This window comes from Ruegeria sp. G10 (assembly GCF_056533645.1).
Map to the genome: position 1 here is coordinate 307,918 of NZ_JBQFOQ010000003.1, position 22,908 is coordinate 330,825.

27 protein-coding genes and 2 tRNA genes are annotated in these 22,908 nt (G+C 60.2%); 15 read left to right on the forward strand and 14 right to left on the reverse strand.

The window, feature by feature from the left end:
• Positions 1 to 45 precede the first annotated feature (45 nt).
• The 4 genes from ACR0KM_RS08405 (at position 46) to ACR0KM_RS08420 (ending at position 1,679) form a co-directional block, all read left to right on the forward strand.
• Positions 46 to 372, forward strand: a complete 327-nt coding sequence (locus ACR0KM_RS08405; protein ID WP_480825879.1) for an antibiotic biosynthesis monooxygenase family protein — start codon at positions 46 to 48, stop codon at positions 370 to 372.
• 63 nt (positions 373 to 435) lie between these two features.
• Positions 436 to 843, forward strand: coding sequence for a universal stress protein (locus ACR0KM_RS08410; protein ID WP_480861463.1), 408 nt, complete (start codon positions 436 to 438; stop codon positions 841 to 843).
• Positions 844 to 903: 60 nt separating this feature from the next.
• Complete coding sequence (locus tag ACR0KM_RS08415; RefSeq protein ID WP_480861462.1) at positions 904 to 1,320, forward strand: excalibur calcium-binding domain-containing protein; 417 nt, start codon at positions 904 to 906, stop codon at positions 1,318 to 1,320.
• A gap of 119 nt (positions 1,321 to 1,439) precedes the next feature.
• Positions 1,440 to 1,679 carry a TFIIB-type zinc ribbon-containing protein gene (locus ACR0KM_RS08420; RefSeq protein WP_480825928.1) on the forward strand — a complete coding sequence of 80 codons (240 nt, stop codon included), beginning with the start codon at positions 1,440 to 1,442 and terminating at the stop codon, positions 1,677 to 1,679.
• 5 nt (positions 1,680 to 1,684) lie between these two features.
• On the opposite strand, the gene ACR0KM_RS08425 is transcribed toward ACR0KM_RS08420, so the two are convergent.
• Positions 1,685 to 2,113: a hypothetical protein gene (locus ACR0KM_RS08425; RefSeq protein WP_480861461.1), complete on the reverse strand. Its 429-nt coding sequence runs from the start codon at positions 2,111 to 2,113 to the stop codon at positions 1,685 to 1,687.
• Between the two features lie 327 nt (positions 2,114 to 2,440).
• Here ACR0KM_RS08425 and ACR0KM_RS08430 point away from each other — a divergent pair, with 327 nt between their 5' ends.
• The gene (locus tag ACR0KM_RS08430) at positions 2,441 to 2,731 is read left to right on the forward strand and encodes an antibiotic biosynthesis monooxygenase family protein (protein ID WP_480861460.1); all 291 of its coding nucleotides are present in this window, start codon (positions 2,441 to 2,443) and stop codon (positions 2,729 to 2,731) included.
• A gap of 114 nt (positions 2,732 to 2,845) precedes the next feature.
• Here ACR0KM_RS08430 and ACR0KM_RS08435 read toward each other — a convergent pair whose 3' ends face one another.
• The 3 genes from ACR0KM_RS08435 to uvrB all read right to left on the reverse strand — a co-directional run bounded on the left by ACR0KM_RS08435 (position 2,846) and on the right by uvrB (position 6,084).
• Complete coding sequence (locus ACR0KM_RS08435; protein WP_480861459.1) at positions 2,846 to 3,367, reverse strand: hypothetical protein; 522 nt, start codon at positions 3,365 to 3,367, stop codon at positions 2,846 to 2,848.
• A gap of 10 nt (positions 3,368 to 3,377) precedes the next feature.
• Positions 3,378 to 3,824, reverse strand: a complete 447-nt coding sequence (locus ACR0KM_RS08440; RefSeq protein WP_480861458.1) for a Panacea domain-containing protein — start codon at positions 3,822 to 3,824, stop codon at positions 3,378 to 3,380.
• Positions 3,825 to 3,897: 73 nt separating this feature from the next.
• Positions 3,898 to 6,084, reverse strand: coding sequence for an excinuclease ABC subunit UvrB (uvrB, locus tag ACR0KM_RS08445; protein ID WP_480861457.1), 2,187 nt, complete (start codon positions 6,082 to 6,084; stop codon positions 3,898 to 3,900).
• Between the two features lie 258 nt (positions 6,085 to 6,342).
• Here uvrB and ACR0KM_RS08450 point away from each other — a divergent pair, with 258 nt between their 5' ends.
• The 4 genes from ACR0KM_RS08450 (at position 6,343) to ACR0KM_RS08465 (ending at position 7,953) form a co-directional block, all read left to right on the forward strand.
• Positions 6,343 to 6,654 (forward strand): ETC complex I subunit, encoded by a 312-nt coding sequence (locus ACR0KM_RS08450; protein WP_480825893.1) that lies wholly within the window; start codon positions 6,343 to 6,345, stop codon positions 6,652 to 6,654.
• A 14-nt stretch (positions 6,655 to 6,668) separates the two neighbouring features.
• Entirely contained in the window at positions 6,669 to 7,145 is a 477-nt protein-coding gene (locus ACR0KM_RS08455) for a GNAT family N-acetyltransferase (protein WP_480825895.1), read from the forward strand.
• A 21-nt stretch (positions 7,146 to 7,166) separates the two neighbouring features.
• Positions 7,167 to 7,243, forward strand: a tRNA-Arg gene (locus ACR0KM_RS08460).
• Positions 7,244 to 7,713: 470 nt separating this feature from the next.
• Positions 7,714 to 7,953: a hypothetical protein gene (locus ACR0KM_RS08465; RefSeq protein WP_480825897.1), complete on the forward strand. Its 240-nt coding sequence runs from the start codon at positions 7,714 to 7,716 to the stop codon at positions 7,951 to 7,953.
• 52 nt (positions 7,954 to 8,005) lie between these two features.
• Here the strand turns inward: ACR0KM_RS08465 and ACR0KM_RS08470 are convergent.
• Positions 8,006 to 8,081 (reverse strand) — tRNA-Val (locus tag ACR0KM_RS08470).
• 85 nt (positions 8,082 to 8,166) lie between these two features.
• Complete coding sequence (locus tag ACR0KM_RS08475; RefSeq protein ID WP_480861456.1) at positions 8,167 to 9,420, reverse strand: aminotransferase class V-fold PLP-dependent enzyme; 1,254 nt, start codon at positions 9,418 to 9,420, stop codon at positions 8,167 to 8,169.
• A gap of 188 nt (positions 9,421 to 9,608) precedes the next feature.
• Between ACR0KM_RS08475 and modA the strand changes: the two genes are divergently transcribed.
• The 4 genes from modA (at position 9,609) to ACR0KM_RS08495 (ending at position 12,996) form a co-directional block, all read left to right on the forward strand.
• Entirely contained in the window at positions 9,609 to 10,361 is a 753-nt protein-coding gene (modA, locus tag ACR0KM_RS08480; RefSeq protein WP_480861455.1) for a molybdate ABC transporter substrate-binding protein, read from the forward strand.
• 4 nt (positions 10,362 to 10,365) lie between these two features.
• Complete coding sequence (gene modB, locus ACR0KM_RS08485) at positions 10,366 to 11,058, forward strand: molybdate ABC transporter permease subunit (RefSeq protein WP_480861454.1); 693 nt, start codon at positions 10,366 to 10,368, stop codon at positions 11,056 to 11,058.
• A complete protein-coding gene (gene modC, locus ACR0KM_RS08490) occupies positions 11,055 to 12,152 on the forward strand; it encodes a molybdenum ABC transporter ATP-binding protein (RefSeq protein ID WP_480861453.1) in 1,098 nt (365 codons plus the stop codon). Before modB ends, modC begins: the two co-directional genes overlap by 4 nt.
• 439 nt (positions 12,153 to 12,591) lie before the next feature.
• Positions 12,592 to 12,996, forward strand: a complete 405-nt coding sequence (locus tag ACR0KM_RS08495) for a hypothetical protein (protein ID WP_480825907.1) — start codon at positions 12,592 to 12,594, stop codon at positions 12,994 to 12,996.
• A 6-nt stretch (positions 12,997 to 13,002) separates the two neighbouring features.
• Here ACR0KM_RS08495 and hemF read toward each other — a convergent pair whose 3' ends face one another.
• Genes hemF through clpS form a run of 4 tightly spaced genes read right to left on the reverse strand, consistent with a single transcriptional unit; the run spans position 13,003 to position 16,044 of the window.
• Entirely contained in the window at positions 13,003 to 13,887 is an 885-nt protein-coding gene (hemF, locus tag ACR0KM_RS08500) for an oxygen-dependent coproporphyrinogen oxidase (RefSeq protein ID WP_480861452.1), read from the reverse strand.
• A 5-nt stretch (positions 13,888 to 13,892) separates the two neighbouring features.
• Entirely contained in the window at positions 13,893 to 14,693 is an 801-nt protein-coding gene (locus tag ACR0KM_RS08505) for an SDR family NAD(P)-dependent oxidoreductase (protein WP_480825911.1), read from the reverse strand.
• A gap of 37 nt (positions 14,694 to 14,730) precedes the next feature.
• Positions 14,731 to 15,693 (reverse strand): class I SAM-dependent methyltransferase, encoded by a 963-nt coding sequence (locus ACR0KM_RS08510; protein ID WP_480861451.1) that lies wholly within the window; start codon positions 15,691 to 15,693, stop codon positions 14,731 to 14,733.
• Between the two features lie 9 nt (positions 15,694 to 15,702).
• Complete coding sequence (gene clpS / locus ACR0KM_RS08515) at positions 15,703 to 16,044, reverse strand: ATP-dependent Clp protease adapter ClpS (RefSeq protein WP_480534657.1); 342 nt, start codon at positions 16,042 to 16,044, stop codon at positions 15,703 to 15,705.
• 94 nt (positions 16,045 to 16,138) lie between these two features.
• Here clpS and ACR0KM_RS08520 point away from each other — a divergent pair, with 94 nt between their 5' ends.
• Positions 16,139 to 16,840: an HAD family hydrolase gene (locus tag ACR0KM_RS08520; protein ID WP_480825916.1), complete on the forward strand. Its 702-nt coding sequence runs from the start codon at positions 16,139 to 16,141 to the stop codon at positions 16,838 to 16,840.
• Positions 16,841 to 17,121: 281 nt separating this feature from the next.
• On the forward strand, positions 17,122 to 18,492 hold the full coding sequence (locus tag ACR0KM_RS08525; protein WP_480861450.1) for a D-alanyl-D-alanine carboxypeptidase family protein: 1,371 nt from the start codon (positions 17,122 to 17,124) through the stop codon (positions 18,490 to 18,492).
• A 68-nt stretch (positions 18,493 to 18,560) separates the two neighbouring features.
• On the opposite strand, the gene ACR0KM_RS08530 is transcribed toward ACR0KM_RS08525, so the two are convergent.
• The 4 genes from ACR0KM_RS08530 to ACR0KM_RS08545 all read right to left on the reverse strand — a co-directional run bounded on the left by ACR0KM_RS08530 (position 18,561) and on the right by ACR0KM_RS08545 (position 22,443).
• A complete protein-coding gene (locus ACR0KM_RS08530; protein ID WP_480861449.1) occupies positions 18,561 to 19,808 on the reverse strand; it encodes a hypothetical protein in 1,248 nt (415 codons plus the stop codon).
• 119 nt (positions 19,809 to 19,927) lie between these two features.
• A complete protein-coding gene (locus ACR0KM_RS08535; protein WP_480861448.1) occupies positions 19,928 to 20,689 on the reverse strand; it encodes a LamB/YcsF family protein in 762 nt (253 codons plus the stop codon).
• 12 nt (positions 20,690 to 20,701) lie between these two features.
• Complete coding sequence (locus ACR0KM_RS08540) at positions 20,702 to 21,697, reverse strand: 5-oxoprolinase subunit C family protein (RefSeq protein ID WP_480861447.1); 996 nt, start codon at positions 21,695 to 21,697, stop codon at positions 20,702 to 20,704.
• A complete protein-coding gene (locus ACR0KM_RS08545) occupies positions 21,694 to 22,443 on the reverse strand; it encodes a 5-oxoprolinase subunit B family protein (RefSeq protein ID WP_480861446.1) in 750 nt (249 codons plus the stop codon). Before ACR0KM_RS08545 ends, ACR0KM_RS08540 begins: the two co-directional genes overlap by 4 nt.
• Positions 22,444 to 22,908: the final 465 nt, after the last annotated feature.

Consider the following 22,908-nt stretch of genomic DNA (forward strand, 5'->3'; position numbering starts at 1 on the left):
TCAAAAGCTGTGCTAGGCTGGGGTCAGCCAAGAAGGAGGATTCTCATGCCGCAGATTTCCAAAAACAACAGCTATCAGACCGTGATCACGACATTCGAGATGACGCCCGGCACCTGTCAGGATCTTCTTGAGGCGCTGACGGACGCTTATGCCCAGTTTATCTCGAAGCAGCCCGGTTTCATCGCGGCGGGGCTGCATGTGAATGACGCGCAGACGCGGATCGCCAATTACTCGCAATGGGAGCGGCGCGAGGATTTCCTGTCGATGCTACGCACCCCCGAAATGCGCGAGCGCAATCGGCGCGTGAACGAGCTGTGCAAGAGTTTCGAGCCGGTCATGTATGACGTCGCCGAGACTTTTGACGAGACCTGACCTGGATCAAGGCGACGCCCGAGGTTTCGGGCAAGGATATCCGAAGAAAGACGGAGGCGTGTCATGTATCACAACATCCTTGTACCGATTTCCTTTGATGCCGAGCGGGATACCTCGGCCCCGCTTAAGCTGGCGCAGATGCTGACCACGCCTGATGGGCAGGTGACCTTGTTGCACGTGGTCGAGCATATTCCGGACTATGCGATTTCCTATATGCCGGCCGAGTACCTGTCGCAGGCCCGCAAGGCCATCCAGACAGAGCTGGATGCGATGGCGGCCAAGGTTCCCAACGCGCGCGGTCTGGTGATCGAGGGCCATTCCGGTCGCACAATTCTGGATTGGGCTGAAGTTAACAAGCCCGATCTGATCATCATGGCGTCGCACCGTCCGGGCATGCAGGATTTGTTGCTCGGCTCGACGGCCACTCATGTGGTACGGCACGCGAAATGCGCGGTGCATGTGGTGCGCTGATCAGGGCTTTTTCTGCGTCGCGGCCATCGCTTTGCCACATAGCCGTCGTATGCCCATCGTATGACCCGCGCGAATCCTGCACAGGACGAAGAACAGAACCCGCGTCTGAGCAGACGGCAGCGTAAGGCTGCCGCGCTGCGTCGAAAGGCGCTGTCTCCGGTTCGAATTCTGATGATGGTGTTGATGTTGCCCCTGACGACAGGGGTGATTGCCATTGGTGTATATCTTCGCGTGTCCGACTATGACCGACCAGACGCGGTTGTGCATCTGGTGGCGCTGGCCGGTTGTGATGCCGTACGAAAGCTGGGGGCTGGCCCGTTTTACGAAGGCGAACCGGGCTATCACAAACGCAACGATCCCGACGGCGACGGCGTGGCCTGCGCGTGGCTTGCCCCGCAGGGCCTTCCCTCGGTGCAGCAGTCGGCCAGACCACCTGAACAACGCACTGTTGGTACGGCGAAGTTCTTAAAGCCCTGACACCCCGACGCGGTGGGGTGCCAAAGGCATGCGGCGCCGGGGCTTCTGGTCGCACAGGGGTGAAACCGGTCCTGCGCGCTCCCATCTAAGACAGGCGACAAAAAATGGGAGAGCGTCTGATGCAATGTCCGATAGATGGAACTCAACTGGTGATCACCGAGCGTAGCGGGGTCGAGATCGACTATTGCCCGCAATGTCGCGGTGTCTGGCTGGACCGGGGTGAGTTGGACAAGATCATCGACCGCTCGGCCGCTCATACGCCCCCACCTCCGCCGCAGAGCTATGATGACCGGTCTGACCACGGCTATCGCAAAAAGAAGAAACGCGGCGGGTTTCTGGACGATTTGTTCGATTTCTGAGGCGTTCAGGACAGCGGGGCCCCGGCACACTCGCGAAAGATACGCACTTGGGGGGCTGCGCCGTCCAATGGAAACCTGGTCACGCGGTCCTGCGTAAAGGCATAGGCGGTCTGATTGTATTCCAGACCGTCCAGCACGTTGCCAAAGCCGGAATCCGCGACGGTCAATGATGCGGCGTTTTCGGATAGCACATGGTGCGGCGTGCCGATTTCGATCGGGATCGGCCCGTCGAAGCGCATGGCGAACCAAGGGGTCTGTGTCCAGCTGTCAGTCTTGCGCGTGACCGTCAGCGTATAGAGCGGCTGGGCCGGATCGTAGGTCAGAAATATCTCTGCTTGTTCGGTGTCGTGCGACAGGGTGCAGATCGATCCAACCGTTGCCTCCCACGCAGTGGCCGGGGTGGCGAGGATCAGAGAGAGCAGGACGATGCGCATGATCAGAGACCTAGCGGCAGATGGACCTCGGGCAAGGGCGGAGAACTGTATCGACATCAAAGGCTGCTCTTGCGCGCGACGACGTTGTTGATGGCGACAACGGATTGTCCTTGGAATTGCTCCAGATCCTGGGTCAGCACCGTGCACCCGGCGAATGGTGTTTTGGGCCGCATGGGCGCTGGGCTGCAACCTAGAAGTGTCACTGGGTACGTTTGGATAGGGCGTGAGGTTGAAAACAGCGCGATTCTTAAAGTATCAATACGAGATTTCGAGTCGCCGTGTTAGATTTCAGCCCATGGCAATTTCGCCAGACGAGGGAGGAAAGTCATGTTTGCACGCATTACTCAATTCAAAATGAAGCCCGGCACGCGCGAGGCGGCGACGGCGAAAATGAATGAACTGAAATCTGAAATCATGGGCATGCCCGGCATGCACTGCTTTACCAACGTGATGAATGAGGACGGCTCGGGCTATGTTGTCTCGGTGGTCGAGAGCGAGGCGACCTCGGACGCGAACGCACCCAAAGTGGCCGAGCTGTGGGGCCATTTCGCCGAGTTCATGGAAGGCCCGCCAACGCCGGTTGGCTATGATGTGATTGCCCATTGGGATAAGGGGTGAACGGCAGGGCGGGGATTTCCCCGCCCGTTTTTTGGGGCGGCGTGTAGGATGGGGTTATACCCCATCTCGCAAATTAGGTCGGCTCGGAGTGATGGGTTGGAAACCCATCTACGCTTACTTCTTTCCAAAAAGGCCGTGTGTAACGGCCAAAACCAGCCCAATGGCGGAAACGGCTGTACTTCCTACCAATGTCGTCAACGTGCTTTCCGGGATTGAGAACATAAAGCTAACCCACAGAATCTCAATTGATGATGGGTTCTCAGGTTCGGTTACCTTGGTAAACCAGTAGGGAAAATGGAACTCTCCTATGGCATTCAAGATAATCAATCCCGCCACCACGATTGAATAGTAAACTAGGTATTTAAATACCCATGTGGCATATCGCCATCTCAGGCGTCGGTTGGCTTTTAAGTCTCTGTTGGTTTCAATGATAGTTTGGGCTTCAGCCCTTTGGCGCATTTTCTCGATGGAGCCATATTGACCGCTAGCTAAAGCCGCAGCTTCTTGGTCTGCTTTGTTATCGACGGCTTCTGTTGGGCGTTCATTCGGAACGCTACGGAGATCTTTTATGGCCGCCAGTCTAGCACGAACCTCACTGAAAGCTTGCTCAAGATCGTTCTTTTCCGGTGGCTTCAATTAAGCTTACCTACGCTTCTGACAACGCGTGGTAGTGCTCTTGCACAACGTCATTTGAAATCGGTATATTACTAATACCTTCTACATATACCCGGTCCCATGGAGTGCCAGCCTGATGCGTAAGATTTGAGAGACCCACTCCGGAAATGTCTCCGTAAATATCATAAACTTCTTGCAAAAGGGCGTCTTCCGCCGGAACCAAGTCCTCCTGCGGTACGTTCATTTCTTGAAAAACAGGTCCATCTTTGCAGTGTTTAATTGCGTGGTAGAGTTTTGGAATAACAGGTCCAAATTTCCATGCTTCTACTCTATCGCGAATTAGAGGAACGCCATACAACCCAAGCATCCAGCCGTGCGCAATGTAAACAAGTTTCAATAATTGCATAGGTGTCAAAACGTTACCGTTTTGACGAGCGAGTTCAATGAACTTGTTTGCTATGTAACGAGCGTCATGCATGATTTTTAGTTAAGATAACCATTGAAGTTATTCAATGCACGAAATTTGTGAACATACAATGAACTTCTTCTCATCACCGCTTCCGCCTCTTCACATTCCCACCCCGCTGCCCGGGCCTGCCTGCCGTTGAGCGCCCGCGTGACTTCACCGCATCCTCAGACGCTTTCTCGACCGCCCACTGTCGCGCCATGGGGTCGTCGGCGACGGCGAGGTCGACCGCTTCCAGACGCTTGATCTCATCCCGGATGTTGGCGGCCTCTTCGAATTCAAGGTTCTCGGCGGCTTTGCGCATCTTCTCGCGCAGGCCGTCCAGATGGGCCTCGAGATTCGCGCCGTGCATCGGTTTGTCGATGGTGGCGGTGACGCGGTTCATGTCGACGTCGCCTTCGTAGAGACCGGCCAGAACGTCCTCGACATTCTTCTTCACCGTCTCGGGCGTGATGCCGTGTTCCTCGTTATAGGCAAGCTGTTTGGCGCGGCGGCGGTTGGTTTCGCCCAAGGCGCGCTCCATGGACCCGGTGATCTTGTCGGCATACATGATCACCCGGCCATCCGCGTTGCGCGCGGCGCGGCCGATGGTCTGGATCAGGGATGTTTCCGAGCGCAGGAAGCCCTCTTTGTCGGCGTCCAGAATGGCGACCAGCCCGCATTCGGGGATGTCGAGCCCTTCGCGCAGCAGGTTGATGCCCACCAGCACGTCGAACGCCCCCAGCCGCAGGTCGCGCAGGATTTCGATGCGTTCCAGCGTGTCGATGTCCGAGTGCATGTAGCGCACCTTGATGCCCTGTTCGTGCAGGTATTCGGTCAGGTCTTCGGCCATGCGTTTGGTCAGCGTCGTGACCAGCGTGCGGAACCCGTTGGCGGCGACTTTGCGCACCTCGTCCAGCAGATCGTCTACCTGCATCGACACGGGGCGGATTTCGACCTCGGGGTCCAAGAGGCCGGTGGGGCGGATCACCTGTTCGGTGAAGACGCCGCCGGTTTGTTCGATCTCCCACTTTGCAGGCGTGGCCGAGACGAAGACGGATTGCGGGCGCATGGCGTCCCATTCCTCGAACTTCAGCGGGCGGTTGTCCATGCAGGATGGCAGGCGGAAGCCGTGTTCGGCCAGCGTGAATTTGCGCCGATAGTCGCCCCGGTACATGCCGCCGATCTGCGGGACAGAGACGTGGGATTCATCGGCGAAGACGATGGCGTTGTCGGGGATGAACTCGAACAGGGTCGGGGGCGGTTCGCCCGGCGCGCGGCCGGTCAGGTAGCGCGAGTAGTTCTCGATCCCGTTGCAGACGCCGGTGGCCTCGAGCATCTCCAGATCGAAATTTGTGCGCTGTTCCAGACGTTGGGCTTCCAGCAGTTTGCCCTCGCCGACCAGTTGATCCAGCCGGATGCGGAGTTCCTTTTTGATGCCGATGATCGCCTGTTGCATCGTCGGTTTCGGCGTCACGTAGTGCGAATTCGCGTAGACGCGTACATGCTCCATCGTCGCGGCGCGTTCGCCGGTCAGCGGGTCAAACTCGGTGATCTGTTCCAGTTCCTCGCCGAAGAAGGACAGCTTCCAGGCGCGGTCCTCAAGGTGGGCGGGCCAGATCTCCAGCGAGTCGCCCCGCACCCGGAACGAGCCGCGTTGAAACGCCTGATCATTGCGGCGGTATTGCTGGGCGACCAGATCGGCCATCACCTGCCGTTGGTCGTATTCGTGGCCGACCTTCAGGTCTTGCGTCATCGCGCCGTAAGTCTCGACCGAGCCGATGCCGTAGATGCACGAGACCGAAGCGACGATGATCACGTCGTCGCGTTCCAGCAGCGCGCGGGTGGCCGAGTGGCGCATCCGGTCGATCTGTTCGTTGATCTGGGATTCTTTTTCTATGTAGGTGTCGCTGCGCGGCACATAGGCTTCGGGCTGATAATAGTCGTAGTAGGAGACGAAATATTCCACCGAGTTCTCGGGGAAGAAGCCCTTGAACTCACCATACAATTGCGCCGCCAGCGTCTTGTTGGGCGCAAGGATGATGGCGGGGCGCTGGGTTTCCTCGATCACCTTGGCCATGGTGAAGGTCTTGCCGGTGCCGGTCGCGCCCAACAGAACCTGATCACGCTCACCGTCCAGAACGCCGCCTGCCAGTTCCTTGATCGCCGTCGGCTGGTCACCCGCCGCGTTGAACTCGGTATGCATCACGAATTGCTTGCCGCCTTCCAGTTTCAGGCGGGCGCGGACATCGTCGGCGGTCAGCTGGGTCTTGTCGGAATGGGCGTAGGGCATAGGCGGGCTCCGGGGATCAGGCCCTTACATTTGTTCTTATTTTGTCCATCTGCAAGGGGGGTCGGGGGTCAGGCGGGCTGCATCTGTGTATTCTTCTGCACTTTTGCGGCACGTGTTGTCCCCATGTTTGATTGCCGCCCGGCCTAGCGTGGATTGATGACAGGTTCTGACACCAGCACACCGCGACATTTGTCATCTTGTCCCCGGTCGCGCTGTGGCGCATAAACGGGGCCAGCCAAGTGAGTACGGAGAGGCGACATGCGCGCACGGATTTACCAGCCTTCGCGAAACGCGATGACCTCGGGGATGGCCAAGACCCGGAAGTGGGTTCTGGAATATGCCCCTGCCTCGTCGCGCGAGGTTGATCCGCTGATGGGCTGGACCTCGTCCAGTGATACACAGACTCAGGTGCGCCTGAAATTCGATACCAAGGAAGAGGCGCTGGACTATGCCAAAGACAATGGCATCGACGTTCAGGTCAGCGAGCCGCACAAGCGCAAGCCGAATGTACGGGCGGGCGGCTATGGTGAGAATTTCGCTACCGGTCGGCGCGGTCCCTGGACTCATTAACCGGGTCATGCCGGATGTTCGAAATTCACGAGGCTGATCCGGGTGCAGACGATCTGAGGCAGATCATTCAGGCCCATCTGGCCCACAGTTGGGATGCAACACCGCAGACCTCTAATCATACGATGGATATCGATGCCCTGCGTGGACCCGGCATTCGGGTATGGGCGATCTACGAGGCAGGGAAGGCCTTGGGATGTGGTGCGCTCAAGTCGTTGCCCGACGGCACCGCAGAAGTGAAATCGGTTCATGTCTTGTCGATGGCCCGTGGGCGTGGGCTTGCGCGGCGCATGATGTCCCACCTTGCAGATACCGCTGCATCCGAGGGGGTCTCTGCGCTTGTTCTGGAAACCGGCGCCAGCCATTTACCCGAGTATGAGGCCGCGCGCCGGCTGTATGAATCTCTGGGTTATTCCTATTGTGGGCCGATCTATGGCTACGCGCCCGATCCCAACAGCGCCTTCATGCGCTTGGCCCTTGAACCCCGCGCGTAAAAACCGCAAGAAGGGCGCAGCGGTCCCTTAGCTCAACTGGATAGAGCAGCTGACTTCTAATCAGCAGGTTGAGGGTTCGAGTCCTTCAGGGATCGCCAGTTTCAAAACACTCGGCAGGTTCGTCGAACGCGTGTGGCCCCGCACGGCCTGATCGGATGCATCGATCATGGTGGGTTGCTGTCGCAGGTGGTACTGGAACGCCACAGGTCAAGCCTCTTGGCATGTTCCGGGGCGCCCTTCGGGCTTCGAACAAGCGGAACTGGGCAAATACGTGCCGTGCGCGCGGCGGCTTTCCGCTAGGTCAATTAGGCCGCCCTTTTTGCCATCACTGCTTTGTCGTAGGTCATGCGAACCAAACTGGTGGAGGCAAGCATGAAGCTCAGCGTGTTGGAAGTTTTCTGCATCATCCTGGCAAGCGCCGCGGCGGTTGCAGGCTTCGTCGGTGCGGCAACAGCACTGATGTCGGCCGTGTGAACCCATCCCTTTTGTCGATTGCATTAACAAAACCTAATTTGGACCCGAACCGAACTGTGACCACATGATCAACAGGTGGAGACGGAGGCGTAAGATGTCCGATGGTCGAGCAATGTTCGCCGCAGGAGGATGCGGAGAAGAAGGCCGGATCAGCAAGATTGGCAAGATCAACATGACGGCAGCGGGCCGCACGGCCGAACTTGTCTTTGACACGCCCTGCGGACGCGGCCAGGTGCGTATGTACATGCCAGCCGAGCTAACGGCGCAAGAGCGTGCAGATATGTTTGCTCAAATCGCAGTTGTCGAGCGCGGCAACGCAATTCGATCTGACTGACCTTCGGCTCTTCTGCGCGGAGCGTAGATGGCAATCTTGTGCTGGTAAGAGATGGTGGGTGATGAGAGACTCGAACTCCCGACATCTTCGGTGTAAACGAAGCGCTCTACCAACTGAGCTAATCACCCGTGAGCGCTGATGTAGCCAAGCCCGCGCGCGGGTGCAAGAGGGTCTGGCAGAATTTCTTTCGATATCTCAAACAGCGCTGACCGCTCACGCCGCCATATCCTTGAGAGCTGCCAGAAGCTGTGCCACCTCGTGTTCGGTATTGTAGTGGCATAGCGAAATGCGGATGCAATCGCTCAGGCCCAGCGGATCAAGCACGTTGCCGCTGTAGTGGTCCGCCTTGCGGGTATGTGTGCGGATGCCCTGATCATTCAGGCGGGTTACGACATCTGCCGACGGCAGCCCCTGCACCGTGATCGAAACCAACCCTTCGCGCGCGGGATTGTCGGCCCCGGCCAGAATGGTCACGTGGTCCATATCGCGTAATCCGGGCAGGTTGCCCGTGCCGTTGATCATCGCGTCGGTCAGGTGGGTCTCATAGGCGTGGATCGCACGCCCGGCGGCGCGCAGGCGGGCGCTGCGGTCTGTCGCCTCGGAAACCCGGCTTCCCAACCAATCGAAATAGGAAACGACGTCTGACATTGTGGCGTAAGAGCCGGTGTCGCGGGTGCCAAACTCCCATCCGGTGGCGGGGGCATCGATCAACTGGTCGTGGGGCAGGGCAGCCAGACGTTCGGAGATCCAGGCGATTCCATAGCCGTGGCGCGAGAAAACCTTGTAGGGCGAGATCGCGTAGCCATCCACATCATAGCTGTCTATGTCGATTTGCCCGTGAGCCGCGTGTTGAATGCCGTCGACGATAATGAAACAACCCGGCGCGACCGCACGAATAGCTTTTGCGATGGCGGCCACATCCATGCCCATGCCGGTTACGGGTGAGGCATGCAGAATCGTTGCGACGGCAGCATCCGGAGTGATCTGCGCTGCATAGGCCTCGGCGGTAACAAGCCCGGTGGCGTCATCATGAGGCACGTTCACGTAATCCAACTCGGCGATTTCTGCCCAGCGGCGCGCGGCGCTGCGGCTGGCCGGGTGTTCGATCGAGCTGCCGATGACCTTGTTACCCTTCGGGGCATTCACGCAGGCCGTGCGGATCATGCGGAACAACAGCTCGGTGCCGCTTTCGCCAACAAAGAACTGGCCGGCATTCGCGTTCATGAACACCGACAGATCGCTCTTGGCCCGATTGATTATGTCGACCAAGGCGTGGCTGGCCACGTTATCCCGCCCTTGATTGTCCGGAATAGCTGCGAATTTCGCCGAGGTCTCGACCACAGAATTCAGCGTCAGCGCGCCCCCCGCATTTTCAAAGAAGATGCGGGGGCCCTGAAACGGGCACGCGTCGACATGGGCGAAACGGGCGCGGATTTCATCGATAAGGCCGGGGGTCTGGTGAAGCATTGTGGGCAGATCCTGTCGTTACAGGCTCACAACAGCCTGATTGGGGCATGGGATCAATCCCAATTGCGACAGAATATCGTGTCGGAGATGGCCTGTATCTCTGAAGCCCGCGGCAAAGGGCCTTGCCTGCCCCGTACCGCCTCCGATATGCCCAGAGAGATTGCAACCCTCTGATCCGGAGGCACAAGATGCGCTGTCTGATCGCAGCTCTGGCCTTTTGCGCGCTGTTTGCAGCCCCGGTTCGGGCTGAAGGGGTGCTGGTGTTTGCTGCGGCCAGCCTCAAGACTGCGCTGGATGCGATTTCCGACAGTTACGAGCACGAAACGGGGCAAAGCGTCGTTGTGTCTTACGCCGCATCCTCGGTACTGGCGCGGCAGATACAGGCGGGCGCGCCGGCGGGTATTTTCATCTCGGCCAATCAAGACTGGATGGACGAGTTGCAACGCGATGGGCTTGTGGATGCGGGCTCTCGCCTGGATTTGCTGGGAAATGAGCTGGCTTTGATCGGCCCGCCCGATGTTGAACCTGCGCGCATCGGGGCGGATTTCGATCTGAACGGCCGTCTGGGTGAAGGGTATCTGGCCATGGCGCTGGTCGATGCCGTGCCCGCAGGAGTTTATGGCAAGGCCGCGCTGCAGGGCTTGGGGCTGTGGGATGAGGTGCAGGACCGGGTCGCCCAGACGGACAACGTGCGCGCGGCGCTGGCGCTTGTGGCTGCGGGGGCGGCGCCTTTGGGGATCGTCTATCGCTCGGATGCCGTTGCCGAAGTGCGGGTTGGCGTTGTCGGGGCAATCCCGTCCGAGGTCCATCCCGCCATTGTCTACCCCGCGGCCCTGACGGTGTCTGCCGGTCCGAGTGCGAAGGCTTTCCTCGCCTATCTCACCACCGAGGATGCACGGGCAGAGTTTGCAAGGCAGGGTTTTTCCCTGCCTGGGGAATGATCGGATGAATTGGCTGGGTCCGGCAGAGATGGAGGCCTTGCGCCTGTCGTTGCGCGTTTCGTTCTGGGCCACCCTGCTTACGCTGCCCTTCGGTATTTTTGTAGCTTACGCTCTGGCCCGCTGGCGGTTTCCGGGGCGTCAGGTTCTGAATGGATTGGTGCATCTGCCGCTGATCCTGCCGCCGGTCGTGACCGGGTATCTGCTGCTCTTGACCTTCGGCATTCAGGGCCCTTTGGGGGCGCCATTGGCCGAGTTGGGCATTGTCTTTGCCTTCCGCTGGACGGGCGCCGCGCTGGCCGCCGGGATCATGGCCTTCCCGTTGATGGTCCGTGCGATCCGACTGTCGATCGAGGCCGTCGATCCAAAGCTGGAACAGGCCGGGGCCACACTGGGCGCGTCACGTCTGATGGTCTTTGGAACGGTTACTCTGCCGATGATCTTGCCGGGGGTCATCGCCGGTGCGATTCTCGCCTTTGCCAAAGCGATGGGAGAGTTCGGTGCCACGATCACCTTTGTATCGAACATCCCGGGTCAGACCCAGACGCTGCCGTCTGCCGTATATGCGTTCCTGCAAGTGCCGGGCGGAGAAGCAGCCGCAACGCGGTTGGTCATCATCTCGATCATCATCGCAATGGGGGCGTTGCTGCTGTCGGAATATGTGGGCCGCCGCGTGGCCAAACGGGTGGCCGGGTCATGAGCCTGTCTGTTCACCTGCAACACCGCCTGTCCGGGCTTTCGCTGGATCTGGATTTTGATGCACCTTCCGGCGTGACGGTTCTGTTTGGGCGCTCGGGTTCGGGTAAGACAACTGTTGTGAACGCGGTCGCGGGGCTGTTGCGCCCCGAAGCCGGGCGCGTTTCGGTCGAGGATTGGGTGCTGTTCGATACGTCCCGTGGTGTCTGGCTGCCGCCGCATCGCCGCCGTCTGGGATACATCTTTCAAGAGGGTCGCCTGTTCCCACATCTGACCGTGCGCCAGAACCTGAGCTATGGGCGCTGGTTTGCCCCACGTGGTGCGCGCCGTGAAAACCCGGACCGGGTGATCGAAATGCTGGGCATCGGGCATCTGCTGGATCGCCGCCCTGCCATCCTATCGGGTGGCGAAAAACAACGTGTCGCCATTGGCCGCGCCCTGCTGGCCAGCCCGCGCCTGATCCTTGCGGATGAACCTCTGGCCGCGCTGGACGAGGCGCGCAAGGCCGAGATTCTACCCTATTTCGAGCGCTTGCGGGATGAGGTTTCGGTGCCGATCCTATATGTGACCCATTCGGCGGCCGAGGTTGCCCGGCTCGCGACATCGGTCGTGGCGCTGCAGGATGGACGCGTCCTGCGGCATGGCCCGGCATCCGAAGTGCTGGCTGATCCGTCCGTGGCCCCGGCTGGGGTGCGCGCAGTGGGTGCCGTGCTGCAGGTTCGCGTCGCAGCACATCATGATGATGGCCTCTCAGAACTGGATGCAGGCGGCGCGCGCCTGTTCCTGCCGCGTATCACGCACAAAATCGGAGAAGACCTGCGCATCCGCATCCCGGCGCAGGAAGTAATCCTGTCGAACAAGCCGCCCGAAGGTCTGTCGGCGTTGAATGTGCTGTCGGGACAGGTCGAAGCCATTCGTGCGGGCGAAGGCCCTGGGGCCATTGTGTCTGTAAGAACACCTGCTGGTGTTGTGCTGGCGCGAGTCACCCGGCGCTCGGTCGCGGCGCTGGGGTTGCAGGTTGGCAGCCCGTGCCACGCGGTCATCAAGACCGTCGCACTGGCCCCGCAGGATGTCGGGGGCCGCGTCACACTGCGCTAGGGTAGATCTTGCGGCTTTGCGGTTTGGCCTTTCGACGATCTTGGGCGCGGTGCTCACAACCTCACGCGGAAAGTTGTTCCGGCGAAGGCTGCGGTAGGGGTCCGACCCTAGATAGGCATTCCGAGCCTGTCCGGGGCCTGCAGCCTGTTGGGCTTGCAATACCTGCCTGCGCACATGGCCCTGTCGCAAACTGCGCCGGGATCAGCTTGTTTTTAAGGGCAAAAAGTCGAATGGCTGCGAGGTGTGCGGCGTGCCACTGGACTGCTGTCATGGCCTGTAAACATCGCAAGCCTGATGCGCGACAACACGTTTGTCGCGTCACATGCTGTTGATGGTTTCGAAATGGAACTTGTGGCAAGCTCGCCTATATTTCAATGAAAGGTTGTTCGGGCTCGGGCTTTGATGGCTGGGGTCGTGTTATTGAGAAAGGGTACCGCCAATGCGTTTTGTGAAAATCGGATGTGTGATAAGCGCCATGATCCTGCCGGCCATCGTTCAGGCCAGCGGCTTTGGTGTCGGCATACGGGGCGGATTTCAAACGGATGTAAAGCCGCTGCAGGATGGCACATACGAAGTGTCTGCGATCGCCACTTCGGCCCCGGTCGCGTATTGGTGCGGGATCGGCGACTATGCGATCCGGACGCTGAAAACACCTGCCACCCAGCGCATCTACGTGTCGAAACCCTACGAACGCGGGATTCGCACAGTCCAGTTTTCGCTGACGCCGCCCGAGGGGGCCGAGAACGTCTCAAGCTATTCGGTTACCGTCAGAACAGTAGGGGCCAATATGACCGCAAGTTCGGCGCGGGGCCATTGCTATGACAATGTGCTGGATTTCGACTAACGGTCGTCAAATCCACTTCGCCAGTGGCGGCAAGCTCATGAGGACAGCATCCGGGTCATGCCCGGTTTCCAGCCCGAACTTGGTGCCGCGGTCATAGACCAGGTTGTATTCCGCATAAAGCCCACGGTGGACCAGCTGCACGTCCTTGTCTGCGTCGCCGAAAGCCTGCACCCGGCGTGTTTCGACCAACGGTAGAAAAGCGGGCAGGAAGGCACGGCCAATGTCCTGCGTCAGGGCAAAATCGGCCTGCCAGTCTCCGGTGCAATAGTCATCCATGAAGATACCGCCCACACCGCGCGCCCGCTTGCGGTGGGGGATATAGAAATACTCATCGGCCCAATCCTTGAGGCGCGGGTAGTGGCCCGGCCCATGCGGGTCCAGATGCGCCTTTTGCGTGGCGTGGAAATGGGCGGTGTCGGCCTCATATTCGATGCAGGGATTCAGGTCCGAACCGCCGCCGAACCACCACGCATGCGGGGTCCAGAACATGCGCGTGTTCATATGAACGGCTGGCACATGCGGGTTCTGCATATGCGCCACAAGGCTGATGCCCGAGGCCCAGAAACGCGGGTCATCCTTCATCCCCGGAATGCCCTTGCGCGCCGCCATGGCATTCTGTGCGCGTTCGCCCAGCGTGCCATAGACGGTCGAGACGTTGACCCCCACTTTCTCGAAAACGCGGCCCCCGCGCATCACTGACATAAGCCCGCCGCCCGCGTCCGACCCGTCGTCGGACTGGCGCGTGGTCTCTTTCACCTCGAACCGGCCCGGCTGGGCGTCCGAGAAAGGACCAGTATCGTGGCTGTCTTCCAGCCCTTCGAAGGCCGAGACGATTTCGTCGCGCAACTGGCGGAACCAGGCGGAGGCGGTGGATTTTTCGGTGTCAAACATGGGGATCAATGTGCCGGGGCTGCGACGGGGTCCAGCAAAGTGCGGCCTCCGTCTATGGTCAGGATTTGCCCGGTCATGAAACCCGCCGCGTCCGAGGCGAGGAACTGCGCGGTTTCCACCAGTTCGTTCGGGGCGGCGATGCGGGCCAGTGGGGTGTGCTTTTCGATATCGTCGCGGAAGTCGCGGTTGTCCTTCAGCGTGGTCTGCAGCGAGGCGCTCATGACCGATCCCAAGGCGATCGAGTTCACCCTGATGCGGCTGGGGGCCAGCGCTACGGCCAGCGAGCGGGTCATCTGATCCAGCGCAGCGGTCGAGACGGAATAGGCCATCAGGTCGGGATGGGTGCGCCGTGCGGCAATCGACGACAGGTTGATGATCGAGCCCGCGGGGTGTTCGTCATCGCCATCGGCCTGCTTGATGAACCGCTTGGCCACCAACTGGCTAAGGCGCAGCGCGGGCATCAGGTTCTGGTTCAACAGCGTCCGCACCGAGTCGTCGTCCGCATCCAGCGGGTCCGACGGGATCACCTGCCGCGCGCCGTTGATCAGAATATCGACCTGATCAAACGCATCCAGCGTCGCCGAGAGCAGGTTGGCAATCGTCAGCTTCTCGCGCAGGTCGCCTGCGAAATAGCGGATATTGCTGTCATCCGCCTGCGCACCCAGCTCTTCGGCCAGGCGCTTTTCGTCCATATCGGCAAACATGACATTGGCCCCGGCATCGGCAAAGTGCCGCCCGATGGCCAGGCCGATCCCGTTGGCGGCGCCGGTAACGATTGCGGTCTTGCCCGCGATGGAAAAGGACATGCGAATCCTCCTGAGGTCTGGCGCAGGTTAGCGGGGGTTACGCCCGAGGGCGAGAGGCATGGAAGACCTTGAACCGGTTGTCCCCGGCGATCTCTTCGACGCGGGCGAAGGTGTCGCTCAGCGTGGCCTCGTAGGGCAGGTGGCGGTTGGCGACCATCCAGAGGCTGCCATTGCGGGTCAGATTGCGCGCGGCGCTGGCGATAAAGCCCTGACCCAATGCCGGATCGGCGCTGCGTGAAGTGTGGAAGGGCGGGTTCATGACCACCATGTCCAATGGCTCGGGCGCGGTCCATGTGGTGGCGTCGGCCCAGTGGAACTGCGCGCGCGGCTCGGCGACATTGGTGCGGGCGCAGCTGAGGGCGGTGTGGTCGGCCTCGACCAGATGTAGGGTCTGCAGGGTGTCATGGATCAGATTGGCGGCGAGACACCCCCAGCCCGCGCCCAGATCGGCGATGCGGGTGCCGCGTTTGGCGGGCAGCGACTTCAGCAGCAGGGCTGAGGCCGGGTCGATACCATCGGCGGAAAACACGCCCGGTGCGGTGCGGAATCCGTCGACGATCTGGGCCTCGGGCGCGGCCCAGTCGGCAAAGGCCTCGGGCTTGGATTGGAACCAGAAAATCTTACCATGCGCCTTCGAGATCGGCCCTTCGACCGCAACCCGTTTGCGGATGTCTTTCAGCAGGCTGTCGACGCCATCGGTCTTGGCCCCGTCCACCACGACCGTGCCGCTGGCGCGGGTGCAAGCCTGATGCACCAGCGCCCGGGCCAGTGCCTTGGCGCGGGGTAGAAAGACGATGACATCCTGACAGGGCGCACCCGCTTCGGGCGTCGCATCAAAACCTTGGGCGGCAAAATGATCATGAAACGGTTTGAACGGCTGCACCACCTGCGTCTCACGCGGCAGGTCCGACAGGTCGTGATCGGTTGTGGGGGCCAGAACGCTCAGCGGTTGCGACAGGCAAAGCCCGCTGTTCAAGGCAAGATCAAGGCGAGGAGACATGGCCGCGCGTTATTCTTCGCGTTCCATGGTGCATTGCAGCGGGTGCTGGTGGCGGCGGGCGAAATCCATCACCTGACCGACCTTGGTCTCGGCAATCTCGTGGCTGAAGACGCCGACCACCGCGACACCTTTCTTATGCACGGTCAGCATGATCTCGAACGCCTGCGCGTGGGTCATCCCGAAAAAGCGTTCCAGCACGTGCACCACAAACTCCATCGGCGTATAGTCGTCATTCAGCAGCAGCACCTTATACAGCGGCGGGCGTTTGGTCTTGGGTCGCGTCTGCAGCAGGACCGACGTGTCGTCGTCCTGATCGTCCTTGTCAGACATGATCCACTGGTGTTCGCGCATTGCAGTAAGAGATTCCCGATTCACGCTTCGGTTTGTTTCAGGGCTTATATAACGTCACCATGGCCAGAGAAAAGAGCAACGAGTCGGAATCGCGATGCAGGACAAACTGACGACAATCGGGTTCGATGCCGATGATACGTTGTGGCATAACGAGCGGTTTTTTCAACTCACACAGGATCACTTCGCCGAACTGCTGGCCGATCATGCCGAACGGGACCATCTGATGGACCGCCTGCTGGCCGCTGAAAAGCGCAACATCCGGCACTATGGCTACGGGATCAAAGGTTTTACCCTGTCGATGATCGAAACCGCCATCGAAGTGACCGAGGACCGGGTTCCGGCGCAGGTGATCCGCCAGCTGATCGAAGCGGGGCAAGAGATGCTGGCCCATCCCATCGAATTGCTGCCCCACGCCCGCGAGGCGATTGAGGCGGTGGCAGCGACGCACCGGGTTTTGCTGATCACCAAGGGCGATCTGATCGATCAGGAGCGCAAGCTGGCCCAATCGGGGTTGGGAGAGCTGTTTGACGGGGTTGAGATCGTCTCGGAGAAAACGGCGGCGACGTATGCGTCGATCTTTGCGCAGCATGGGGATGGAGCGGCGGCGTCTATGATGGTTGGAAACTCGATGCGCTCGGACGTGGTGGCCCCGATCCAGGCCGGGTGTTGGGGTGTGCATGTGCCCCACGGACTGGTTTGGGAGATCGAGCAGGCCGAAGTACCGGTGACGAATCCCCGATTTCGCGAATTGCATGATCTGGGCGATCTTGCGGCACTGGTGGGTGGGATATCCTGATCTGTTGCCGTTTCGCCTCAGTTTACGGAAAATCGAATATGCGATGCGCCCGAATTTTGGCGCAATCGCCGGTATGGTGTGCGCGGCAGTTTCACCTACCAGATGTGGGGCGTTGCGGGCCGGATAGATCGTGATCAATCACGCAGCTTTCAGTTTCTTTAGGTCGGCCTCTGTGTTAGCCTGAATGATATTAAGAAAAGAAAAGCTGACCGGGAAAACCCGGCGGCGCGAGGCAGACAGAGGCAAAGATCGTGCAGATTCGGCGGACAGTTCCGGCCCGAATGGGCTTATTCCTTATGGCATTTCTGTGGTTGCTTTCTTTTGCACCACTTCCCGGCATCGCGGCCCCCTATGCGGCCATGGTGATCGACGCGCGCACCGGTGAGGTGCTGCATTCGCGCAATGCCGACACCCGGTTGCACCCGGCATCGCTAACCAAGATGATGACGCTTTACATCGCGTTCGAAGCGGTCCGGAACGGAGAGATCACGCTGGACACTCCGGTCCGTATCACCAAGGCGGCAGCGGTAGAGCCGCCCTCGAAGCTGGGACTTCGGGCGGGACAGACGATTGCATTCCGCTATCTGATCCGCGCAGCGGCTGTGAAGTCGGCCAATGACGCGGCCACGGCTATCGGCATCACGCTTAGCGGGTCCGAGGCCGCATTCGCGCGTCGTATGACCCGCACCGCCAAGGCGATGGGGATGAGCCGTACGACCTTCAAGAATGCTCATGGCCTGACCGAGTCGGGCCACCTGTCGACCGCGCGCGACATGACCACACTGGGCCGTCATCTGCTGTATGATTACCCGCAATACTACAACCTGTTCTCGCGCCAATCGACTCATGCCGGGATCAAGACGGTGCCCAACACCAACCGCCGCCTGTTGGCCGCCTATAAAGGTGCTGATGGTATCAAGACGGGCTATACCCGCGCGGCTGGTTTCAACCTTGTGGCTTCGGCCAAGCGCAAGGATGAACGTATCATCGCCACCGTCTTTGGCGGCAAGTCGGGTGCCTCGCGCAATGCGCGGGTTGCTGAACTGCTGGATATGGGTTTCCGCCGTGCCCCCTCACGTGCGCCGATCCGTAAACCGTCGCGGCCCGCATATGCCGGGAATGCTGGCATAGGGTCGGTGCAGGTGGCCCAGGCTGGCCCGCCGAAAAGCAGTCTGCGCCCGGTGCTGCGCCCGGTGGCCGCAGTGCAAGTGGCAGGCTCCGTTGCCGACGCTGCCGCGAAGAACCGCGCGCGTATTCAGGACGGTATCGCCGCAGCTATTGCGGCTGCGGATATTGCGCCTTCCGATGCAACCCGCCCCGAAGCGCGGCCCGACGAGGTCGTTCTGGCCTCGGCCCAACCTGCGCCGCAGCCCGAACCCGAGCCCGAGGTTGTCACCCGCCTGTCCACATCCGGCGGACATCTGTGGGGCGTCAATGTGGGTCGCTATACCACCCGGTACGAGGCCGAGAAGGTTCTGCTGAAAACCGCCCTGTCCGAGATGACCACGCTGGAAGGCACGCTGCGCAAAGTGAACCAGAGCGCGCGCGGCTTTGATGCGACATTTCAGGGCATGACCCGCGAACAGGCCGATCTGGCCTGCCGCAGGCTGCAGGCGCGCAATGTCACCTGTTTCATGATCGGGCCATCATAAGACCCGACATATTCTCTCCTGGATGGCTCCGGGCTGCGATACTCTCGCAGCCCATTTTTTATATCCGATCAGTCGAACACATGGCCGTGCTGATACTGCTCATCCTGCCCGGCGGCGGCTGTCAGGGCGGCCACATTGTCCTTGGTGAAGAAGCCGTCATAGTGGTGGCACCGCTCGATATACTCGGTGATCAGCAGCGTATGTTTCGAGTGTTTTGAGAAGATCTGTTTCAGGTTCGGATCGTCTTTGCACTCCCCCACCACATGCGCCAAGAACGGCACGCCTTTGTCTTTGAGTGTATTGACCACGAAATCGACGTTCTTTTCCCCCGCGCCGTGGTCGCCGTCCTGAATCTCAACCGCCATGTGGTGTAGGCGACGCCCGAAATTGCGGACGAAGTCCTCGGTGGGCATTGGCAGCTTGGCGAAGGAATTCACGAAAGACGGCGTGTTGTTGGCGGTGAACACCTTGGCGGGCGACTTCTTGTCGTCATCCACATTCGCGTTGCGGTTCACGTTGGTCGACGAGTTCATGTCGAAGATGTTGTACGCGCCCCAGAAGTAATAGGGCACCATGGTCAGAAATTCGAGGATCGCGTCCTCACGCTCCCCCGCCAGCACCCGCGTGGCAAGATGGTCAATGCCCAGCATCAGCGGCGCGATCTTGCTGTCTGCGCCAAAGGCTGCCGCCTGATCCAGCCGGGCTTGCTCGGCATCGCTCAGCAGCACCCGGTCGCCCAGCCCCAGACTGTCGGTATCGTTGAAATCCAACGTCGAGTATCCCACCCGATTGCAGGTGAAATCCGACGGCGTGGTGAAACGGAAGCCCTCCAGCGTATAGAACGGGTTTTCGGTGTCCCCCGAATATTCGAACCGAATATTCTGATCCTCAAGCGTCCCGGTCAGCGCCTTCAGATCGGAGGCCCCGTAAATCTCGCCCACATAGCGCGTCTGCGGCGTGCTGCGCGCCAGCGGGTACATGCGGTTGATGCGGGGGATGAAATCCTCGAACGCGGGGCTGAGCGGGGCCATCACGATCAGCGCCGGGTAGTCGGGATGCGAATGCATGACCGAAAACTTGTGCGTCCGCCCCAGATAGCTGGCCGTGTGGCGATACGGGGTCATCACATACAGCTCGACCAGCGTGTCAAACAGCGCGTCGGGTTCGACCTGAATGACAATCGCGCGCATCGCGCCGACCTGATCGGCGATGCCTGAGCTGGTGCGGCGCTCGTAGATCATCGGCAGGTATTCGGTGAAAAAGTCCGAGTTCTTCTTGTCGCCCCGGGGTTCATAGGACATCAGGTCGAATGACATTGGCTCATCTCCATGCGCAGATTTGTGGCAGTCAGAACATGCACTTGGCCCCATGCTAGGCGCTTGGGCCTACACGGGCAACAGTCGGGACATGGGGGCCGCAGGTTAGGCCCGGATGATCAACGGATGAATTTGGTAACCTCGACGCCGCCTTCAATCAGGTTTTCACGCACGGACCGGGCGATCTGAACCGCCGTGGGGCCGTCACCATGCAGGCAGATCGTGTCGATCGAGGTCTCTAACCGCTTGCCGGATTCGGTGATGATCGCGCCTTCGCGCACCATGTTCAGGATACGCGGCCCTGCCAGCGCCGGGTCATGGATCACTGCGCCGGGCAGGGACCGATCCACCAACGTCCCGTCGTCGTTATAGGCGCGGTCCGCAAAGATCTCGCCCACCCATTTGCATCCCAGCTCGCGCACGGCTTCTTGCTGTTTCGTGGCAGCCAGAACCATGATGATGATGTCGGGGTCCACGTCCAAGGCACCCTGATAACAGGCTCGTGCCATGTCGATATCGACCGAGCACATATTTGCGAGCGCCCCATGCAGTTTCAGGTGCCGTACTTCAGTGCCGACCGCCTTAGCCACGCCCATCGCCGCGCCCAATTGGTAACGGACCAGATTGCGCAAGCTGTCATGCGGCACTTTCATATTCCGCCGCCCGAAGCCCTGCAGATCGGGAAACCCGGGATGCGCGCCGATACCCACACCGTTCTCGGCCGCCAGAGCCATCGTCTGCACCATCACATCCGGGTCGCCCGCATGAAAGCCGCAGGCAATATTCGCCGAGGTGATGATCTTTAGCAGGCTTGCATCATCGCCCATCTTCCAGGGACCATAGCTTTCGCCCATATCGGCGTTCAGATCGACGTGAGGCATGGGCGTAACTCCTTATTCGGTGGCAGAGATCATTCCGCTGATCAATTGGTAGGACAGAAGGTCGGGAATGTCATGGGGGTTGCGAACCAAGGGCTCGGTGCGACTTGGCAGGCGGGCAAGCTCGGCGTCGAACGCAGACTGCAACGCGTTGGCCTGGTCCAGTGAGACAAATTCAAAGCGGATTTGCCCGCCCGCAGGTGTCTGCGCCGCGCGGGGCAGGTCGCAGGGCAGGACGGTTCCGATGCGGGGATAACCTCCGGTGGTCTGGCATTCGGGCAGCAGGATGAAGGGCGCGCCGGTGCCGGTCATCTGGATATCGCCGGGGGTGATGACCTCGGACAGGATGTTCAGCTGACCTTTTGCGGCAAATCCCTCACCGTCGCTGTCCAACTGCATTCCCATCCGGTTGGCCCGCGCGCCGCGTCGGAAATCGGTGTCGGTGAAACGCGCCAGCGTTTCGTCATTGAACAATGCAGTCTGAAAACTGGCCACCACCCGCAGCAGCCCGCCCGAGAACCGGTCATCGGGCTGCAGTTTCAAACCCACGCGGCCAGCACCGTTGGCGGGCAGAGTGTCCCCGATCTGAATGGCGCGCCCGATTCTGGCGGTCAGATGTGCCGAACGGGAGCCCAGAATAACCGGGGCCTCAATCCCGCCGCCCAGATGCAGATATCCATAGCCGCCCTGCAGCACCGATCCGATCTCCAGCCGCTGCCCGGCCTCCATCTGATGCGAAGCGTTCCACATTACGGGGCTGCCGTCGATGCTGGCCTGCATCGGCGCGCCGGTCAGCGCGATGGCTGTCGGGGCGGTCGCCTCGAAGGTGCCGCCCATGCCTGCCATTTCCAACGCGGCGCAATCCGGGCTCTGCCCCAGCAACGCCGCCCCTTCGTGCAAGGCCAGAGCATCCGCCGCGCCCGAACGCGACAGCCCTTGAGCCAGATACCCGGTGCGCCCCTGATCCTGAATAGTGCAGGCCGGGCCGATGCGATGAACGATCAACGTCATGGCGCGATCTCCTCACAACGCGCGCCGCCGGTGCCGTCGGTGCAGGTCGCCCGAATCTCTTCCAGCCTATCGCGCGAGACTGGAACGAATTGCATCTCATCACCGGGATTGAGCGCAAAGCTTTGCTCCATATCCGGCCGGAAGCATCGAAACGCGGTCTGGCCAACATGACGCCACCCGGTCGGCGTCGGCCCCGAGAACAGCACGAATTGCGAGATCGCCAGCACAAGGGCCCCCTCGGGCACCATCGGCGTCAGTTCCTTGAGGCGCGGAATGTTGAACTCCGGCCCCAGCGGGCCAAGATAGGGCTGCCCAGGCGCAAACCCGATGGTCAGAACCCGCACGCGCGTCTGGCTCAACCGTTCGACAGCTTCCGAAGCCGACAATCCGGCGGCGGTTGCTGCGTCCACCAATTGTGGCGCAAGATCGGTGCCGTAAACCGTAGGTACTTTCCAGAACCGACGACCGGCAGGCAAAGGCGCAGTGTACCAGTCGCGGCTGTCCAGCAGGGCGCGAATTTGCTGCTCAAGCTGTTTGTGCGACAACTGCGCGGGAGCGAACCGAATATAAGCTGACGCCAAAGAGGCCGAAGTTTCAACTACGCCCTCCAACTGCAGCGCCTCAACCGCCCCTCGAAACGCAAGTGCGGCGCGGTTCGAGGCTTCGGTCATGGTATCGGCAAATGTCACCAGCAGACCGTCAAAACCAACGGTTCGCATAAGGGGAAGCTGTGTGGTTTGTGTCATAACAGGTTTCTGCCGCAGACTTTGTTTTTCAGAGACCTGAACGCATCCGCGCAGAATGCGCAAGGCCCTGACGCTTTCTCGCTCGACGCGCCGAGGGCGGCGCGATTCCGGACTGAGAAATGAATCGATTACGACCGGTCGACTCGTATCACTCTTGTGGGGGTGTTGCGTATACTCACTATATATAGCGGTAGCACCGAAAGGCCTGCATAGCGGGGCGGGGGGTTTAGGGGTTGCGGGGGCAGAGTTGAGGGCGTTTTGAGGGCGCTAGAGATATGTAGGCCATTGATAGTATTTACTAAAATCAATTTCTGCAAAAAAGTTTCGCAATCTGTGTTTTTCCACTTGCGGTCCATGTTCGTATTACTTAGAACCCCCTTCACCGGCGCTGCTGAGGTGGTTGCTGGGACGCTACGGTGGTGGCGGAGACGGGCCGGAGAGACGGTTGGACGCTCGGGAGAGACT

Bases quoted from the DNA above. Each gene is read 5' to 3' on its own strand.
- ACR0KM_RS08405 (WP_480825879.1), top strand. From the start codon at position 46: ATGCCGCAGATTTCCAAAAACAACAGCTATCAGACCGTGATCACGACA.
- ACR0KM_RS08410 (WP_480861463.1), top strand. From the start codon at position 436: ATGTATCACAACATCCTTGTACCGATTTCCTTTGATGCCGAGCGGGAT.
- ACR0KM_RS08415 (WP_480861462.1), top strand. From the start codon at position 904: ATGACCCGCGCGAATCCTGCACAGGACGAAGAACAGAACCCGCGTCTG.
- ACR0KM_RS08420 (WP_480825928.1), top strand. From the start codon at position 1,440: ATGCAATGTCCGATAGATGGAACTCAACTGGTGATCACCGAGCGTAGC.
- ACR0KM_RS08425 (WP_480861461.1), bottom strand. From the start codon at position 2,113: ATGCGCATCGTCCTGCTCTCTCTGATCCTCGCCACCCCGGCCACTGCG.
- ACR0KM_RS08430 (WP_480861460.1), top strand. From the start codon at position 2,441: ATGTTTGCACGCATTACTCAATTCAAAATGAAGCCCGGCACGCGCGAG.
- ACR0KM_RS08440 (WP_480861458.1), bottom strand. From the start codon at position 3,824: ATGCATGACGCTCGTTACATAGCAAACAAGTTCATTGAACTCGCTCGT.
- uvrB (WP_480861457.1), bottom strand. From the start codon at position 6,084: ATGCCCTACGCCCATTCCGACAAGACCCAGCTGACCGCCGACGATGTC.
- ACR0KM_RS08450 (WP_480825893.1), top strand. From the start codon at position 6,343: ATGCGCGCACGGATTTACCAGCCTTCGCGAAACGCGATGACCTCGGGG.
- ACR0KM_RS08455 (WP_480825895.1), top strand. From the start codon at position 6,669: ATGTTCGAAATTCACGAGGCTGATCCGGGTGCAGACGATCTGAGGCAG.
- ACR0KM_RS08465 (WP_480825897.1), top strand. From the start codon at position 7,714: ATGTCCGATGGTCGAGCAATGTTCGCCGCAGGAGGATGCGGAGAAGAA.
- ACR0KM_RS08475 (WP_480861456.1), bottom strand. From the start codon at position 9,420: ATGCTTCACCAGACCCCCGGCCTTATCGATGAAATCCGCGCCCGTTTC.
- modA (WP_480861455.1), top strand. From the start codon at position 9,609: ATGCGCTGTCTGATCGCAGCTCTGGCCTTTTGCGCGCTGTTTGCAGCC.
- modB (WP_480861454.1), top strand. From the start codon at position 10,366: ATGAATTGGCTGGGTCCGGCAGAGATGGAGGCCTTGCGCCTGTCGTTG.
- modC (WP_480861453.1), top strand. From the start codon at position 11,055: ATGAGCCTGTCTGTTCACCTGCAACACCGCCTGTCCGGGCTTTCGCTG.
- ACR0KM_RS08495 (WP_480825907.1), top strand. From the start codon at position 12,592: ATGCGTTTTGTGAAAATCGGATGTGTGATAAGCGCCATGATCCTGCCG.
- hemF (WP_480861452.1), bottom strand. From the start codon at position 13,887: ATGTTTGACACCGAAAAATCCACCGCCTCCGCCTGGTTCCGCCAGTTG.
- ACR0KM_RS08505 (WP_480825911.1), bottom strand. From the start codon at position 14,693: ATGTCCTTTTCCATCGCGGGCAAGACCGCAATCGTTACCGGCGCCGCC.
- ACR0KM_RS08510 (WP_480861451.1), bottom strand. From the start codon at position 15,693: ATGTCTCCTCGCCTTGATCTTGCCTTGAACAGCGGGCTTTGCCTGTCG.
- clpS (WP_480534657.1), bottom strand. From the start codon at position 16,044: ATGCGCGAACACCAGTGGATCATGTCTGACAAGGACGATCAGGACGAC.
- ACR0KM_RS08520 (WP_480825916.1), top strand. From the start codon at position 16,139: ATGCAGGACAAACTGACGACAATCGGGTTCGATGCCGATGATACGTTG.
- ACR0KM_RS08525 (WP_480861450.1), top strand. From the start codon at position 17,122: ATGGGCTTATTCCTTATGGCATTTCTGTGGTTGCTTTCTTTTGCACCA.
- ACR0KM_RS08530 (WP_480861449.1), bottom strand. From the start codon at position 19,808: ATGTCATTCGACCTGATGTCCTATGAACCCCGGGGCGACAAGAAGAAC.
- ACR0KM_RS08535 (WP_480861448.1), bottom strand. From the start codon at position 20,689: ATGCCTCACGTCGATCTGAACGCCGATATGGGCGAAAGCTATGGTCCC.
- ACR0KM_RS08540 (WP_480861447.1), bottom strand. From the start codon at position 21,697: ATGACGTTGATCGTTCATCGCATCGGCCCGGCCTGCACTATTCAGGAT.
- ACR0KM_RS08545 (WP_480861446.1), bottom strand. From the start codon at position 22,443: ATGACACAAACCACACAGCTTCCCCTTATGCGAACCGTTGGTTTTGAC.